This window comes from Streptomyces sp. NPDC058691 (genome assembly GCF_042714775.1).
Taxonomy (GTDB): domain Bacteria; phylum Actinomycetota; class Actinomycetes; order Streptomycetales; family Streptomycetaceae; genus Actinacidiphila.
In genome coordinates this window covers 24,681-41,118 of record NZ_JBHXSO010000030.1, presented here as the reverse complement: position 1 = coordinate 41,118, position 16,438 = coordinate 24,681, and the positions used below count along the sequence as shown (strand labels likewise).

15 protein-coding genes and 1 pseudogene are annotated in these 16,438 nt (G+C 68.7%); 9 read left to right on the top strand and 7 right to left on the bottom strand.

The window, feature by feature from the left end:
* Window positions 1–12 precede the first annotated feature (12 nt).
* Window positions 13–783 (top strand): phosphatase PAP2 family protein, encoded by a 771-nt coding sequence (locus tag ACFWVC_RS21880; RefSeq protein WP_384288368.1) that lies wholly within the window; start codon window positions 13–15, stop codon window positions 781–783.
* An 80-nt stretch (window positions 784–863) separates the two neighbouring features.
* Here the strand turns inward: ACFWVC_RS21880 and ACFWVC_RS21875 are convergent, their stop codons facing one another.
* Window positions 864–1,301 (bottom strand): hypothetical protein, encoded by a 438-nt coding sequence (locus ACFWVC_RS21875; protein WP_384288366.1) that lies wholly within the window; start codon window positions 1,299–1,301, stop codon window positions 864–866.
* 623 nt (window positions 1,302–1,924) lie between these two features.
* Between ACFWVC_RS21875 and ACFWVC_RS21870 the strand changes: the two genes are divergently transcribed.
* The 5 genes from ACFWVC_RS21870 (at window position 1,925) to ACFWVC_RS21850 (ending at window position 6,809) form a co-directional block, all read left to right on the top strand.
* Window positions 1,925–2,572: a cysteine hydrolase gene (locus ACFWVC_RS21870; protein WP_384288364.1), complete on the top strand. Its 648-nt coding sequence runs from the start codon at window positions 1,925–1,927 to the stop codon at window positions 2,570–2,572.
* Between the two features lie 207 nt (window positions 2,573–2,779).
* Window positions 2,780–3,133 (top strand): DUF1622 domain-containing protein, encoded by a 354-nt coding sequence (locus tag ACFWVC_RS21865; RefSeq protein WP_384288362.1) that lies wholly within the window; start codon window positions 2,780–2,782, stop codon window positions 3,131–3,133.
* A 222-nt stretch (window positions 3,134–3,355) separates the two neighbouring features.
* Window positions 3,356–4,705: a hypothetical protein gene (locus ACFWVC_RS21860; protein ID WP_384288360.1), complete on the top strand. Its 1,350-nt coding sequence runs from the start codon at window positions 3,356–3,358 to the stop codon at window positions 4,703–4,705.
* 158 nt (window positions 4,706–4,863) lie between these two features.
* On the top strand, window positions 4,864–6,063 hold the full coding sequence (locus ACFWVC_RS21855) for a cysteine desulfurase-like protein (protein WP_384288357.1): 1,200 nt from the start codon (window positions 4,864–4,866) through the stop codon (window positions 6,061–6,063).
* Entirely contained in the window at window positions 6,060–6,809 is a 750-nt protein-coding gene (locus ACFWVC_RS21850; protein ID WP_384288354.1) for an SDR family NAD(P)-dependent oxidoreductase, read from the top strand. Before ACFWVC_RS21855 ends, ACFWVC_RS21850 begins: the two co-directional genes overlap by 4 nt.
* Window positions 6,810–6,851: 42 nt before the next feature.
* Here ACFWVC_RS21850 and ACFWVC_RS21845 read toward each other — a convergent pair whose 3' ends face one another.
* Window positions 6,852–7,709: an NAD-dependent epimerase/dehydratase family protein gene (locus ACFWVC_RS21845; protein WP_384288352.1), complete on the bottom strand. Its 858-nt coding sequence runs from the start codon at window positions 7,707–7,709 to the stop codon at window positions 6,852–6,854.
* Between the two features lie 395 nt (window positions 7,710–8,104).
* Here ACFWVC_RS21845 and ACFWVC_RS21840 point away from each other — a divergent pair, with 395 nt between their 5' ends.
* The gene (locus tag ACFWVC_RS21840; protein ID WP_384288350.1) at window positions 8,105–9,094 is read left to right on the top strand and encodes an aldo/keto reductase; all 990 of its coding nucleotides are present in this window, start codon (window positions 8,105–8,107) and stop codon (window positions 9,092–9,094) included.
* A gap of 482 nt (window positions 9,095–9,576) precedes the next feature.
* Here ACFWVC_RS21840 and ACFWVC_RS21835 read toward each other — a convergent pair whose 3' ends face one another.
* From ACFWVC_RS21835 to ACFWVC_RS21815, 5 genes are all read right to left on the bottom strand, one after another.
* Window positions 9,577–10,245 (bottom strand): hemerythrin domain-containing protein, encoded by a 669-nt coding sequence (locus ACFWVC_RS21835; RefSeq protein WP_384288347.1) that lies wholly within the window; start codon window positions 10,243–10,245, stop codon window positions 9,577–9,579.
* A 303-nt stretch (window positions 10,246–10,548) separates the two neighbouring features.
* Entirely contained in the window at window positions 10,549–11,415 is an 867-nt protein-coding gene (locus ACFWVC_RS21830; RefSeq protein ID WP_384288345.1) for an oxidoreductase, read from the bottom strand.
* A 126-nt stretch (window positions 11,416–11,541) separates the two neighbouring features.
* The gene (locus ACFWVC_RS21825; protein ID WP_384288543.1) at window positions 11,542–11,994 is read right to left on the bottom strand and encodes a hypothetical protein; all 453 of its coding nucleotides are present in this window, start codon (window positions 11,992–11,994) and stop codon (window positions 11,542–11,544) included.
* A gap of 271 nt (window positions 11,995–12,265) precedes the next feature.
* Window positions 12,266–13,699, bottom strand: coding sequence for an aldehyde dehydrogenase (locus tag ACFWVC_RS21820; protein ID WP_384288343.1), 1,434 nt, complete (start codon window positions 13,697–13,699; stop codon window positions 12,266–12,268).
* A 308-nt stretch (window positions 13,700–14,007) separates the two neighbouring features.
* A complete protein-coding gene (locus tag ACFWVC_RS21815; RefSeq protein WP_384288340.1) occupies window positions 14,008–14,463 on the bottom strand; it encodes a nuclear transport factor 2 family protein in 456 nt (151 codons plus the stop codon).
* 665 nt (window positions 14,464–15,128) lie between these two features.
* Between ACFWVC_RS21815 and ACFWVC_RS21810 the strand changes: the two genes are divergently transcribed.
* Together ACFWVC_RS21810 and ACFWVC_RS21805 are read left to right on the top strand one after the other, a co-directional pair.
* Window positions 15,129–16,031, top strand: coding sequence for a LysR family transcriptional regulator (locus ACFWVC_RS21810; RefSeq protein ID WP_384288338.1), 903 nt, complete (start codon window positions 15,129–15,131; stop codon window positions 16,029–16,031).
* A gap of 83 nt (window positions 16,032–16,114) precedes the next feature.
* A pseudogene (locus ACFWVC_RS21805) lies at window positions 16,115–16,387 on the top strand (cupin domain-containing protein); the annotation flags it as partial.
* Window positions 16,388–16,438: the final 51 nt, after the last annotated feature.

Sequence of the window (16,438 nt, the reverse complement as noted above, 5' to 3'; positions counted from 1 at the left end):
GACACCGCGCCCATGACACCGCACTTCACCCGCCACTTCGGACCCGACGCCCGTCTCGGCGCCCGGCTGGTGGCCGCCACGACCGTCACCGCCATCACGGCGGTGCCCTTCGCTCTCGCCGTACTGCTCGTGGAATCCCGATGGCCGCCATTGCGCCGCCTGGACCAGGGCGCCGCCGGCCATCTGCACCGCACCGCCGTGGACCATCCCGGCCTGGTGCGGATCCTGCGGTTCCTCACCGACGTCGTCTGGAACCCTGTCACCCTGCGCACGCTGGTCGCCGCAACGGTGGTGTGGCTGCTGACCCGTCGGGCCTGGCGCCTCGCGGCCTGGGCCGCCGTCACCGCCGTCGCCGGCGGGCTGACCGGGCTGCTCGCCAAGAACACCGTGGAACGCGCCCGCCCTCACCTGCCGGACCCGGTCGCCCACGCTCCCGGCTTCTCCTTCCCCTCGGGCCATGCCATGACGGCCACTACTTCCTGTGCCGTTCTGGTGCTGGCCCTGCTTCCCATGGTGCCCAGGGCCTGGCGCCCGCTGCCGTGGGCCCTGGCGGGAATCACGGTACTGGGCGTCGGCTGGACCCGAGTGGCGTTGGGCGTGCACTGGGTCAGCGACGTGATGGGTGGCTGGCTGCTGGGCCTGGTCGTCGTCACCGCCACCACACTCACCTTCCAGGCCTGGCGCGCCGACATCGGACGCCCCCTCACCACGCCCGCGCAGGGCCTGGAGCCGGAACTCACCCGGTCCCACCCCGAACCACCCTCCGACACCTGGCGACCTTGAACCTCCGCGGCCGCGCCCTTCCGGCGTACCGGCGAAGCCCCGTTCGCGGGGAACGCGTGCCCTCTGCGCGCGACGCCTCGTCACCCGTCCGCGGAATCGGGCGCCTCTGTCGCTTCCGGGGCACCTGTGCCGGCGGTACGGGACTCGCCCCTCAGGCCGGCGCGGCGAGCTCGGAGGACTTCCCACAGGTCGACGGCCGGCGAGACCATCGCGGCGATGAGCGACAGGAAGCCCACGCCCGCTACGGAGGCAGTGGACAGCGCGAGGAACGGCGACTTCGGCCGGACGTGCGGGGTGGCAAGCCAGACCATCAGCACGATCTCGACCACGACGTGGCTGAACGCCACCCCCAGGTACAGGGGTAGCGCCGCCACTTCCCAGTCCTTGATCTTGCCGGGATCGTCCTTCCATCGCCTGATCAGACCTGCGCCCTCCACAGCCCCGATGAGCAGCATCACCGGGATGACCGTGACCATCGAGGAGGCGTACGCCTCCGTCATCTCGAATCCGTCGAACACGGCCGCAGGGTAACCGCCTTGGGGCAGCCGCGGCGGCAACTCCCTCGGCCCCAGGCCGGGACGGCCGCGGCGCCAACTCTCGTGAAAGGTGGCCCCGCCCCGGCGGACCGGTCGCGAACGCAGCCCCCTCCCGCTGAAGCCGGGGCGGCGCCGACGTTCGGAAGCCCTTGATCGTTTGGGTGATATGCCTCTCGCCGTCATCAAGTCACAACAGGGCGGACGGTGACTGGCGCGCATCTGCGGTGGGTTCCGTATCGCCAGAAGACATGGATGAACCGATCACCGCAAGAACTCCGGCAACCGAAGCCCCGACGACCTGGGGGAAGTTCTCGACCGCGGGAGGACGGGGTCCGGCGACCGAAGTGCAGCAATTCACCGATGCGGAACATCCCGCGATGGGGCAAAGTGGACGCAGGGCCGAATGATCGAGACGGCGCCTCCTCAGGGCACGCACACCGAAGACGAGCACGGCACTCGAGTGATGTCGCTTGGTGGCGGAACAATCCGCCGCCCCGGCTGAGGAAGAGACCTCGCGTCATCGGCCCGCAATGTGCTTCGGGAGGACATCCGCTGTACCGAGTACTTGTCGCACCGGTGGTGTGTTATCGCGTGAGGAGCGCCAGGTGGAAATCAAGAAGACCGACACGGCGGTTGTGTTCATTGACCCACAGAACGACGTGCTGAGCGAGGACGGAGCGAACTGGGACGTTGTGGGGGCGAGCGTCACAGAGAATGGGACCGTCGAGAATATGGAGAGAATCTTCGAGGCGGCGAAGGCGGGCGGATATGAGGTCTTCATCTCGCCCCATTACTTCTACCCGACCGACAGCGGATGGCGAATGAACGGGCCGCTCGAGACGAGCGAGCTGGAGACCCACACGTTCGCACGGACGGGACAGCTCGATCTGACTGGGTTCCGAAACTCTGGAGCAGACTGGCTGGACCGCTTCAAGCCCTATATCGAAGACGGCAGAACGGTGGTCTCCAGCCCGCACAAGGTATTCGGACCGGAAACCAATGACCTGGTACTGCAACTGCGCAAGCGGGGAATGCAAAGGATTATTCTCGGCGGGATGCTGGCGAACATGTGCGTCGAGTCCCACATGCGTCACCTCATCGAGGAGGGATTTGAGGTCGCCGTGGTCAGGGATGCAACAGCTGGACCCCGACACCCGGTCTGGGGCGACGGCTATCAGGCGGCGATCATCAACTACCGTTTCTTCGCCCATGCGTTGCTGACGACTGACGAAGCACTCGATGGAATGCGCTGAGGAGCTCGCAGCCCGGAAAGGCCTTCGCCACCTCCGTTGGTTACGCTTTCGATGGGCGCCGTCGATGGTGCCTGTCCTCTGCGTGGGGGAATGCCGTGGAAACACGTCCAGCCCCGACTGTATCCGGTACTCGGAACGAAGTGTCGGTAGCAGGAAAGGCTGCGGACCACAAACGAGCGGATTCGGGTCGGCGCGATAGGGGATACTGTGGAGTTCCAGCACATCGTGGAGCTGGTCGGTCGAGCCGTTGACGCCGCGGGCGTAGCCGTCATAGTCGTGGGAATGCTTTTGGCGACGGTCCTCGCGGCTGTCCGGCTCAGTCGCCGGCAAGCGGGTGTGTACCGCGGCTATCGCCGTCGCGTCGGGCGGTCGATCCTGCTGGGGCTGGAGTTCCTCGTAGCCGGAGATATTATCCGTACAATCGCCGTCGCACCGACGTACGCAAGCGTCGGCGTGCTGGCCGTGATCGTGGGCATCCGCACCTTCCTGAGCTTTTCTCTGGAGCTCGAGATCACCGGGCGGTGGCCATGGCAAAAGCCGGTGACCGAAGCCGAAGACTGACCCCGCGTGGCACCGGCGGCCACCAGGGCAGCGCCATCCCCCATCTTGTCGGAAGCGTCCTGCGCCGATGAACGCCGGCCCGACGGTCAAGATCACTGTGGCCCTGAGAGGTGATGGTAAGTCGCTGCGATCGGATTCAGCCCGTAGGAGAACAACGCGGACGCTTGGGGGAAGGGCTGCCGACGCCGTCGCGCGCGTCCTATCTGCGTTAACGTCGTAGTCATGGGGACCGTACGGCGGATTCTCCGCCTTGTGCCGGTACTCGCCGTGATCTGTGCAGTTCTCTGCCTCGGCTTCGCGACGGGCTCGGTCGCACGCGCCGCCGACGGCCTCGACACCGCCGCCGCGGCTCTGCGCGGCGGTCCGGTCTACGTCGACCCCCGGGCCCGCGACGTGCTGAGGCCGGCCGAGGCCGACGCCCTCGCCCGGAAGATCGAGAAGGCGGACAAGCCGGTCTTCGTCGCGGTGCTCCCGGCCGACGGCGGATTCGACCGCGCGACCGCTCTCCAGGACCTGCGTACCAAGGTCGGGATCACCGGTGTGTACGCCGTCGCCCTGGGCGACCGCTTCGACGCCGGTGCCGACCGCGCCGTCATGTCGCGCAACGCGGTGGAGAACCTGACCGGCGCGGTCCAGCGCTCCGCCCCCGGCGATCCCGCGGCGATGGTCACCGGCTTCGTGGAGCAGGCCCTGCCGCAGGCCGGTGGGGCCGCACCCGACGGCTGGCGGGGCGCCGACTCCACCAACGGGGGGTCGGGCGGGCTCGGTGTGCTGGTCGCCCTCGGTGTGCTCGTACTCGTCGCAGGCGGCGGCGCCCTCGTGTTCTCCCGGCGCGCCAAGCGCCGCCGGGAGGAGAGTGACCGGCTCCGCCTCGACGAGCTGCGGCCCGTGGTGGACGAGGACATCACCGCCTTCGGCGAGGAGCTGAGCCGGATCGCCTTCGAGCCGAACGGCCCCGCGGCTGACGACGCGATGCGGGCCGAGTACACCCGGGCCCTGGACGCCTACGACACCGCGAAGGGCACCATGGACCGGGCGCGTACCCCAGAAGACGTCCGCGGCGTCAGCCGGGCCCTCGAGGAGGGCCGCTTCGCGCTGGCCGCGCTCGACGCTCGCATCGAGGGCCGCCCCCCGCCCGAGCGTCGCCCGCCGTGCTTCTTCGACCCCCGCCACGGCCCCTCGGTGCAGGACGTGCCGTGGACCCCGCAGGGCGGTGGCGCCGAGCGCGTCGTGCCGGTGTGCGCGGCCGACGCCGCCCGGCTCGCCGACGGCGAGGCGCCGATGGCCCGCCAGGTCGGCACACCCCACGGCCCCCGCCCGTACTGGGAGGCCGGACCGGCGTACGCGCCCTGGGCCTCCGGCTACTACGGGGGCGGTCTGCTGCCGGGCCTGCTCGCGGGCACGCTGCTCGGCAGCGCCCTGTCCACTCCCTACGCCTACGGGGACACCGTCGGCGACGGCGCGGCCCCGGACCAGCAGGGCGGCGACTACTCCGGCGCCGATTTCGACCCCGGCGACTTTGGCGGCGGCGGGGGCGGCGGTGACTTCGGCGGCGGGGGCTTCGACGGCTGAAGCGCGACGATGGCCCCCCGCGTACGAGGCGTGGCGGCCGCGTGGCGCGCGCGGTAGTCGGCTGGGCCGAAGCGGGGCGGCCGGCATCCGCCCGGCCGGCGGGTCCGGCTCCGTGTGACCCGGTCCGCGCCGAATCCGCGCTCCGGCAGGATAGGCGCATGCATCTTGATGTCCTGCGAATCCGTGACGACTTCCCCGCGCTGAGGGAAAAGGTGGCCCACTTCGACGGGCCGGGTGGCTCACAGGTGCCCCGCCAGGTCGCCGAGGCGATGGCCGAGGCGATGTGCTCGGGCATCTCCAACCGGGGCGCGGTGACAGCCGCCGAGCGCCGTGCCGAGCACGTCGTCAAGGAGGCGCGGCAGGCCATGGCGGACCTGCTCGGCTGCGAGCCGCGCGGCGTGGTCTTCACCCGGTCGGCGACGCAGGCGGCGTACGACGTCTCCCGGGCCCTGGCGCGGCAGTGGACTGCCGGTGACGAGGTGGTCGTCACCCGTCTCGACCACGATGCCAACATCCGGCCGTGGATCCAGGCGGCCGAGTCCGCGGGTGCGGTGGTGCGGTGGGTCGCTTTCGACCCCGGGAGCGGGGAGTTGAGCGTCGACGCGGTCCGGGAACAGCTCTCCGGCCGAACCCGGCTGGTGGCGGTCACCGGGGCGTCGAACGTGCTGGGCACACGTCCCGACATAGCGGCGATCGCCGCGGCCGTCCACGAGGCCGGGGCCTTGCTGTACGTGGACGGGGTGCACCTGACGCCGCACGCGCCGGTCGACCTGGCCACCCTGGGCGCCGACTTCTTCTCGTGCTCGCCCTACAAGTTCTTCGGCCCCCACCACGGTGTCGTGGTCGCCGACCCGGGACTGTGGGAGGAATTGCACCCGGACAAGCTGCTGCCCTCCACCGACGACGTGCCGGAACGCTTCGAACTGGGCACCCTGCCGTACGAGATGCTCGCCGGCACCACCGCGGCCGTGGACTACATCGCCTCACTGGCGTCCTCCGCGGGCGAGCGGCGCAGCCGGGTGCTGGAGTCGATGCGAGCGGTCGAGGCGTACGAGGAGAAGCTGCTGGGACGGCTGCTGGAAGGGCTGTCGGGCATCGGCAAGGTGCGGCTGTACGGCGCGCCGGCACGCCGTACGCCGACGGTGTTCTTCTCCGTGGCGGGAGTGCCCGGCCGGGAGGTCTACGAGCGGCTGGCGCGGCGCGGTGTGAACGCCCCCGCGGGCAACTTCTACGCGCTGGAGGCATCGCGGCTGCTGGGGCTCGGCGACACCGGCGCGGTGCGTGCCGGGATCGCCCCGTACGTCGACGGCGAGGACGTGCAGCGGCTGATCGACGGTGTCGCGGAGGTGGCCAAGTGAACCGCGGCGTGCTGGTCACGGGCGCTTCCCGGGGCATCGGCCAAGCCGTCGCCGAGGCGTTCGCGCAGGCCGGGGACAGGGTCGCGGTGCACTTCAACAGGTCCGCGCGGGAGGCCGAGCAGGTGGCCGCGTCACTTCCGGGCGAGGGGCACGTCACCGTCCGGGCGGACATGGCCGACGCGGAGGCGGTACGGCGGGCCGTGGACACGGCCGCCGCGGATCTGGGGCGCCTGGACGTGCTGGTCAACAATGCCGGCGTGTTCCTGGCGCACCCGCCGTCGAGTACCTCGTACGAACAGTGGCAGGCGGCCTGGTCGGCGACGCTCGGCACCAATCTCACCGGCGCGGCCAACGCGACGTTCTGCGCGGTGCCGCACCTGGTAGCGGCGGGTGGCGGTGCGGTCGTCAACGTCTCCAGCCGCGGGGCGTTCCGCGGCGAACCCGACTGCCCGGCGTACGGCGCGTCCAAGGCGGCGCTGAACGCCTTCGGGCAGTCGATGGCCGTCGCGCTGGCCGACAGGAACATCAGCGTGAGCACGGTGGCGCCGGGCTTCGTGGACACCGACATGGCCCGCTCGGTCCTCGAAGGCCCGGACGGCGAGGCGGTGCGCCGGCAGTCGCCGTTCGGGCGGGTTGCCCACCCGCAGGAGGTCGCGGCCGCGGTGCTGTGGCTGGCCTCGCCGGAGGCGGTGTTCGCCAGCGGCACCATCGTCGACGTCAACGGGGCTTCCTACCTGCGCAGCTGACCATTGCGCCGGGGGCCCGCCCCCGGCGCACTGCCCGGCGCCTCAGTTGCCGACGGTGTCCCGCCATGAGTGCCGCGGCTCGTACCCCAGCACCTCACGGGCCCGCCGCACGCTGAGCAGCGTCTCGTACGTGCCGATCTCGCGGGTCGGCTTCACATCGGGGAAGACGGTGGCGAGGAGTTCCGCGGAGGGGCGGTCCATGATTGTGTCGGCCGCGGCGATGACGTAGCTGGACGCGCCCGTGACGGCGGCGGTCAGTCCGAGCCGGCACGCCTGCGCCACGTCGCGTGCGTCCACGTAACCCCACAGGTTCCACTTGCGCGCGTGCGGGTCGGCCCAGTATCCGGGCACCAGCGCGTAGTCCTCCACCAGGTGGACGTTGGACAGGCGCAGGGCCACGAACGGAATGCCCGACCAACCGGAGATCTGCTCGGCCGCGGTCTCGCCGAGGACCTTGGACAGGGCATAGGTCGACGTGGGAAACGGATAGTGGTCCTCGTCCACGGGGGCGTAGCGGGGCGGGACATCGAAGGGCAGGCCGAGGGTGGTCTCGCTGGACGCCCACACGACGCGGCTCAGCTTGTTGTGCGCGGCGGCGAGGAAGACGTTGTGGTTCATCGTCGTGTTGGTGGTGAGAGTGTGCGCGGCCGGGTGGAGGCCGGGGGCCGGGATGTTGGCCAGGTGGACGACGCTTCCGGCTCCGTTGAGGGCGTCCACGGCCTGACCGTAGTCGGTGAGGTCGGCGCACAGCAGCGGGACGCCGAGTCCGTTCGCCCACGCTCGCTCGGCGGGTCCCACCGCGATGTCCACGGCCAGTACGTCGTACCCGTGCTCCACCAGATCCGCGACCACGACCCGGCCGGTCTTCCCGGTGGCCCCTGTGACGGCGACTGTGCTCATGCGCTCCGCTCCCAAGTCCAGCGTTCGCCCCGCTTGCCTGCCCATCCTCGCTCCCACGGCCGCGCGATGGCAGCGGCGTCCGCTGGTCGGACAAGTTGCGGGGGAGAGGCTGCTGCCGGCGGGGCAGCGGCGGTCCGGACCGGGGAGCGATCGTGCCCGAAGGCGTCCCTTGACTTCGAGCGCACGCGAAGTCCTAGTGTTCACAGCGTGTACGTAGCGCGCCGCCGAGATACCGATTCACGAGATCGGCGGCTCCATGGAGGTCGTGGAGCCCGGTTGGACCGGCGCGGCTGCCGGGAGGCGACGGGCACGGCTCGCCGGGCGGGACGGGGCGAGGCGAGCTCCGAGCTCATCCAACAGCACAACGAAAATCGCGACGAAAGGCTGGGACGAACATGAAGCAGCGCACGCTTCGGGACCTGGAGGTCTCGACCATCGGTCTGGGCTGCATGGGGATGTCCGCCTTCTACGGCACAGCCGATGAGGACGAGGCCGCCAAGACCATCCAGCGGGCTCTCGAGATGGGTGTCAATTTCCTCGACACCGCCCAGATGTACGGTCCGCTCACGAACGAGTCGCTGATCGGACGCGCGGTCAAGGGACACCGCGACGAGTACGTGATCGCCACGAAGTTCAATTTCCGGATGGACAACGCCGCCCCGGGGGACATGAGCACCATCGGGCGGCAGGACGGTTCGGCGGAACACGTACGCAGTTCGATCGAGGGCTCGCTCAAGCGGCTCGGCACGGACTACGTGGACCTCTACTACCAGCACCGTGTCGACCCCAATGTGCCGATCGAGGAGACCGTCGGGGCGATGGCGGAACTGGTGGCGGAGGGCAAGGTGCGTCACATCGGCCTGAGCGAGGCGTCGGCGGAGACGATCCGCCGTGCGAACGCCGTCCATCCGATCACCGCCGTGCAGACCGAGTACTCGCTGTGGAGCCGCGACCCGGAGGCCGAGGTGCTGCCCGCCTGCCGTGAGCTCGGGATCGGGTTCGTGCCCTACTCGCCGCTGGGACGCGGCTTCCTCGCGGGCCGGTTCTCCTCTCCGGAGGACCTGGACGAGGGCGACTACCGGCGCACGGGACCCCGTTTCACCGGCGACAACCTGCAGGCGAACCTCAGGCTTGCGGAGAAGGTGAAGGAGATCGCCGGAGAGAAGGGCGTCACGCCGGCGCAGCTCGCGATCGCCTGGGTGCTGGCGCAGGGGGAGCACATGGTGCCGATTCCGGGCACCAAGCGCCGTACCTACCTGGAGCAGAACGTCGCCGCGGTGGATGTCGAGCTGACGAAGGACGATCTCGAGCGCATCGACGCCGAACTCCCCGAGGTCGCCGGACAGCGCTACGACGAGGCCGGCATGGCGGTCGTGGACCTCTAGTCGTATCGCGGTGCCGGTCCGCACGGTGATCGGCACCGGGAACGAAAACGCACCGGCCTCGGTGGGTGCGACGAAGACCAGCCGGGGCCAGGCGGTTTCGGCCTTCCTCGGACTCGACGGCGATGGCCGCCCGACCCCGGGCAGTGACAACTGGGTTCGTGATGTGACCGGTCAGCCGGCGGGGCGGAGGCTGTCGGGCGTGCCTGATCCGCCGTCGTGATGCGACGGCGGATCAGCGGCCTTGGATGCGCCTGCGGTGACGGGCCGCCCCCGCCAGATACATGGCCGTGGCGTTTCCCGCGGAGCCGGCCCGCTGGAACCACCGCGCCGGCCTCCTCGCTGTCGCCAGTGGTGAGTCGTACCCGGGTCTACCTGGAACGGCGTACGCGGGAGGGCAAGAGCCGCCGCGAGATCATTCGCTGCCTCAAGCGCTACATCGCCCGCGAGATCCACAAATCATCTGTGCCATGCGTGCCTGCGGTTCAGAAACCGCTGGCCCCATAGATCTTCCTGGCGTGCGACGCGAAGGCTCGCGGCCCCAGCACAGGCATGATGACGCGCGGCACGAGGGGAGCGCTGGCCAGCATCAGCGTGACGACCGCCGGTTCGGCAAGAGAAGCCAGCATGCCGAACACGATGGGCAGCTTCTTCTTGGGAAGGCCGTTGATGGCATGGTCTCCCAGCTCGTGCCACTCGGCCGCGGTGACGTACCGGTCGACAATGGGCAGCACCTCCGCCTCCTCGAGGGCCAAGTGCGCTGTCAGTTCCTCACCGAGCGCCCGTAGCGCCGCAGCGAGTTGGTCACGGTCGGATGCGGCGGCATTCCTTCTCCACCGCGCAAGACTGGAAGAGCATTTGGCGATCAGGCCGTCGATCTGAGTGTGCTGCTCTTCCATGAGCGCCAGCGTCGGGGCCACATCCTGCGTCGCCCGCGCTATGAGCTTCGGCCACAGCAACTCGTCCTCGCCCTTGTGATGTAGATGCAAGAACTCCTTGATCAACTCGATATGGTCTGCCACAACGGCGGCCCTGGCCGTGTCGCCAGGGGAGACGGCCAGGACGAGTCCGGGCATCTTGCCGTAGGCCCTGCGGAAGGCCTCATGGACGACGAGCATGTCGCGGATGTCGGCGCGGCCGTGAGTGTCGGTCATTGTTTTCCTTCGGGTGTCAGCAGCGTCCGGTCGGCCCGCATGCGGGCCAAGGGAGGCGCCCAGGTCGATCGCAGCCGCATTCGGGAAATCAGGGGATTACAGCGCTCGGCGTGGACGGAACCGCGATGGAGTTCAGCCTCAGTTCGACGCAGGAGATCCACTCACCACCGGACTGGATCACATCCCTGACCCTGTCCGTGAGCGTGAGACGCCCATCCGGGCGCATCGGCCGAGGTCCCCGGTGCGCCGCCAGCCGTCCGAGCTGAACTTGTCCTCGGGGGCGAGTTGTCGGCGCCTGCGCCGTCACGAAATGTCCGTCGAGCGGCTCAACGCGTCCCAAGTGACCATGTCGGACAGCAGGGCCTCATGGTGCTCACGCATGGCGTCGACCGCATCACCGCCGAGTGCGAGACGGAGGGGCGGGTTCTCGGCGTCGAGCACCTCGAGAATGGCCGCCGCGGCCTTCGCAGGGTCACCTGGTTCATTGCCCTGAACTCCCGCGACCATCTGGCGGAGGCCACCCGAAGTCGCCGCGTATGCCGGGTTCTCGGGAGCCAGGACCATGTTCTTGGTGATCTTGGTGCGAAACATACCGGGTTCCACAATCAGTACCCGAATGCCCAGCGGCGCCAGCTCACTCGACAGCGACTCGCTGAGGGCCTCAACCGCGTGTTTCGACGCGTCGTAGCCGCCCAGCCCCGGGTAGGTCATCCGGCCGCCTTGGGAGCTCATCTGCACGATCGTCCCGCGGCCCTGCTCGCGCATCACGGGAACCACCGCCTTGGTGACCTCCGCCATACCGAAGAAGTTGACCTCCATCAGCGATCGCAGCTGGTCCATGGAGGTTTCCTCGACGGCGCCGAGCATGGTGAACCCAGCGTTGTTCACCAGGACGTCGATGCGGCCGAACGCGGCCTGCGTCGCCTTCACCGCGGCCTGGATGGATGCCGGATCCGTCACGTCGAGTGCCGCCGAGCTGATCCGGTCACCGCCGACCTGCGCGAGGTCGGCGAGCGCCTCCGGACGGCGCGCGGTGGCCATGACCCGGTCGCCGGCGGCCAGCGCCGCCAGCGTGATCTCCCGGCCGAACCCGGTCGAGCAGCCCGTGATCAGCCAGACGCGGCCCTGCGTGTCGTTCGTCATTCGCATGCCTTTCAAAGGGGTGTTCACCGCGTCAATCGTTGGCCTCGACACCCAGCGCCGTCCAACATCGACTACCTGTCGCAGTTGTAGGCCCTACCTGTGACCCCTGGCTCCGGCAGTTGAGATCTTCGTAACCGTCGCCGAGGAGTCCAGCTACCTGCCGGTCTTCGCCGGGATGGTGTGCCAGATGCCCCCGCGCCGCAGGTACGGGCGGCACGGGCCGTTGATGTAGGCCTTGTCCGCCATGAGACTGTCGGGCTTCTTGTGGTGTCTGCCCGGTCCGATTTTGGGGACGCGGATCTTGTCCAGCACCTGCTTGAAATGGGTGCAGTCCGCCCGCTGCCCCAGTGTGGCGATCAGGGGCAGCGAGCGGCAGCGGGACCTGAACGCCCAGTAGTCACATGGTCGGCAGGAGAAGTCCTGGTCGGTGCCGTCCTCGCCGAACAGAACGACGAAAGGACCGGGGCCCGCCGCTACGTGGGACTCGACCTCCTGGCCGAGGACCGCCTCCGTCCAATGGGCCAGACCCCCAAGGCCGCGGTGGTGCGGCTGGTGTGGCTGGGCGCCGACCCGGTCTCGCGGCCAGCCTGAGCTGACAGACCGCATTATCCGAGGTCAGAGGACCGCAACCGCACCCCGTCCTTGAGACTTCGTAACGCGGGCCAAGCTGGCTACGGGGAGGGCTTCAGGTGGCCGGCCGTGCCAGGACCGTCGAGCATCGCGGAGGCTGCCATTACGGCTGCGACTTCGGCGGGCATTCCAGAACCCTGCACCAGTGCGTCAGCGTAGTCGCGCGGGTCCGGCCCGGAGACCGTGCGGACCACGGACCCTTCAGGCAGCTGCGGCGCAGGCAGGGTGAACCACCGACGCGGCGCGGTCAGATATTGATCGTTTTGTGCTCAACGTATTCGCTGAGGCCCGCCGAGCCAAATTCTCGCCCGATGCCGCTGGCCTTGTAGCCGCCGAAAGGGCCTTCAAAGCTCACCGGCGCGGCGTTCACCATGAAGAATCCGGTGCGGATTCGGCGGGCGATGTCAACACCGTGGTCGGTGTCAGCCGTCCAAACACCGCCGCCGAGGCCGTAGGGCGAGTCGTTGGCGATCCGGATTGCGTCCTCCTCGTCCTCGTAGGGGATCACCACGAGAACGGGACCGAAGATCTCCTCCTGCGCGATCCGCATGCGGTTGTCGACGTCGGCGAACAGGGTGGGCTTGACGTAGTTGCCGCCCTCCAGTCCTTCCGGCACATCCGGCCCGCCGGTGACCAGTCGGGCACCCTCTGTGATGCCCAGCTCGATGTACGATCGGACCCGCCGCTGCTGGTCCGCCCTTACCATCGGGCCGACGAAGGTGCTTGAATCAGCGGGATCTCCCACCACGAGATTTTCCACTGTCGCCTTGAGCGCTGCGACGACCTCCTCGTAACGGCTTCTCGGAGCGAGGATTCGGGTGTGCGCCTGGCAATTTTCCGCATTGTTGGCGAACGAGGCGAACTTGATGCCGTCCGTGACGGCGGAGAGGTCCGCGTCCTCGAGGATGATCGTGGCCGACTTACCGCCCAGCTCCAAGCTGACCCGCTTGAGCTGTTCACCCGCGATCGCTGCGATCCGCCTTCCGGCAGCCGTGGATCCGGTGAAGGAGATCTTGTCGACGTCAGGGTGGGCGACCAAATACTCGCTGGTCTCGCGGTCCGCGGGCATGATGCTGACCACGCCCTCGGGAAATCCCGCCTCTGCGATGATCTCTGCGAGCATGAGCACGCTCAGGGAGTTCTCCGGTGAGGCTTTGAGGATGACCGTGTTGCCGGCCAGCAGGGCTGGGACGAGCTTGGTCAGTGCCGACTGATGAGGGGCGTTCCACGGGATCACGGCGGCGACCACCCCAATGGGCTCCCGGCGTACCAAGCCCTTGGCCACACCGGACGAGTCGAGGGCCTCCTCCCAGCCGAAGGCCGCCGCGGCACGCAGGTAGGCGTCCGTCTGGCCCGCGAGCGCGGTCTGGAGGTAGCTGGTGAACCAGATAGGGGCGCCCCGCTCCGCGCTGATCAGTCTGGCCGCTTCGGCGGCTCGCGCCGCGTGAAGCTCGTTGAAGCGGGCGACCAGGTCCTGCCGTTCCTGGGGGGTGGTCAGCGGCCACGGCCCGTGGTCGAAGGCGTTCCGGGCGGCGGCCACTGCCTTGTCGACGTCGGCCGAGGTGGCCTGCACGGCACGTCCGACCAAGGACTGGTCGTGCGGTGAGCGGATGTCGAGCAGCTCTGCCGAGCTGGGCTTCACCCACGCGCCGCCGATGAAGAGTTTGTCATAGATGATCACGTTGGCATGCTTTCCGAGTTTCGGGCTCAAAGGAGTTGGGGGGCTGTCGACTTGAGGCGGGTAACCGCCTTGTCGCCTGAACGGTCAGACGTCCTGAGGTTGGAGCGTCTCCACCCCGGCCGCGGGCCGAAGGCGCGGAACCACGGTCGGCCACGCAGGGTCTGCCGGTCGATACCGGCTCGCGCGGTGGTGTGGAGGATCAGCGCCCGGTCACGCCTCACAGATTGAATGCCGGTACGCCGGCGGTGCGGCCATGAACGGCGCGGAGTCGTCGCCCCAGGGACGCTGGAGCGGGCTGGACCGTGGGGTCAGGAGTGTGAGGTTCGGCTGTCGACCCAATCGATGATCAGTGCACGATCATCGAATTGCCAGGTGCCGTCGACGCGAACGAATACGTCGAAGTATCGGATCGCCATCACCATGAGTATGCGTTCGCCCTCGTGCTCCGAGAGGTGATGTGCGAGGCAGTAGGTTTCGCCGGTGGCACGATCGCCGTCCACATCGATCGTGCTCTGACCGTTGAGGTGGGTCGTCGCAGTGTGGTTCTTCAGACTTTCAAAGGCGTTGTGGAGTTCGGCGCGTCCGTTCAGCTCCACATCCGGCGAATTCGTCGCGGGGTCGCCGGAGTAGGTCGCGAGATGGGCGTGCTTCGTGAACAGTGCAGCTTGTCGTGCGGGGTCGCGTCGGTCGGCGTGGCGGGAGTAGGCGTCGACGAGTTCGCGGATCGCGATGCGGTCGCTGAGTTCTTGAGGAGTGCGAATCATGGTGTGACTTTCATGTGTACGGGTTGACGGGCAGCGGCGTGTGGCGCTTCCTGAGGCTCGGTTCGACGCGGGGAGTGGACGCTGCTCGCGCGGCAGGGCACCTGGTGCCCCGCGCGCCTCGCTCGATAGGCGTTTGCTGCCGCTGCCGTACGGGCACCAGGGCCGCAAGGCGCACTGGCCGTGATCCAGCGAGTTGCGGTGTGCCGGTGGTCACAAGGGACCGACTAGGTGGCTGAGCCGGCCGGGTAATCGGAGAGTGACGTGGCGGTCCTGGTCATGATGGGAATGTGGTGCGGCTGAGGGGCTTCCGGGTTGCGATGTCGGCTGCCGAACACGGAGAGTGCCGCCGTAACCGCGGTCCGCATGAAGAGTGATTCCCTTACGTCCAGCATCGTTGTGCTGACACGGTCACCGTCGGTGTACGTAAAGTCGGCAGGCCTTCGCGGAGGAATGCTGTGGCCATGGCCAGGTCGCCGGAGGCCGGCGTTGCCAAGGCGATATCCCGGCCGAATCCGACCGAGCAGCCCGTGATCAACCTGCCGCGTTCCTGTGTGCCGCGTGTCATTCCTGTGTCCTTCAATCCCTCATTCACCGAGGTCAATGGTTGTCTCGGGGCCTCATGGCCGTCCAACACCGATTACCTGTCGCGGTTGTAAGCTCTTCCTGTGACACCTGATCTTCGGCAGCTGAGATACTTCGTCGCCGTCGCCGAGGAGTCCAGCTACACGCGTGCCGCCGAGCGGCTCATGATCAGCCAGCAGTCCCTGTCCCAGCAGATGACCCTGCTCGAGCGCATGCTGGGCGTGAAGCTCTTCGACCGCGGCACCCGGGGCACCAGCCTGACCCCGGTCGGAGCCCTTTTCCTTCCCGAAGCCCGCGCGGTACTCGACCGGGCCGACGAGGCCGTCGAGGTCGTGGCACGGGCGGCGCGCGGCGATATCGGTACCCTGCGCCTCGCCTTCCTGGCCACCACCACGAACCACCTGCTTCCGCCGGTGGTCCGGGCCGTTCGACAACGGCTGCCGGGTCTGACGTTGACGACGGAGGAAACCACGATCGCACCGCTGGTCGACGGCCTGCTCAAGGGACGCTACGACGTCGCATTCACCCGGCCTCCGCTGGTGGACGGCCTGAAGACCAGGACGCTGGTCGTCGAACCGGTGTGCGCGGTCCTGCCCGAGGAGCATCCGCTCGCGGGGCGCACCGAACTGGGCTTGGGGGAACTGGCCGACGAACGCTGGGTGCTGACACCACGCAGCTCGTGGGAACCCTGGCACCAGGCATTCGACAGCTCCTTCCGTGCGGCCGGATTCACCCCCGACGTCGTTCATCGGGACGCGAGCGTGCAAGGCCTGCTCGGCCTCGTGGCGGCTGGCGTCGGGGTGACGCGCCTGGCCCGGTCAGCGAGTAGTCTTCGCCGCACCGGTGTGGTGTTCGTACCGCTGACCGGAGAGTTCGCCCCAACTGAGATGGTCTGGTCGCCCGGAAACACGTCACCCGCGTTGAGCGGGCTACTGCGCGTGGTAACGGAGATGGCTGCTTCCACCGACCTCACCGAGTCCGGCTGATCGGCGCGGAGTGCCGGCGGCCGGCGTCGATTCCACGCCTGCATCGCCGGGTCCGGACTCCTCGTGTATGGGAGCATCGCCGGATCAACACCATCAAGGGCCCGGCCGACTGGTTCACCGGCGACGTCTGCATCGACGCCGTCGCCGCAGCTCCCGCCCCGTCCCGGGGCAGTGCCAACCTCGTGCACTTCATGCCCGGCGCGCGCACCCACTGGCACCGCCACCCGCTGAGCCAAACCGTCTTCGCCACCGAAGGGATCGGCTTGCGCCAGCGCCGCGGCGGACCCATCGAGGTCATCCGCCCCGGCGACCGCGTCCTGTTCGAGGCCAACGAGGAGCACTGGCCCGGCGCTGCTGACGCCTGTCCTGAACCGAACGTGCCGCGGCAACGCCGACCCGTCCCGGCC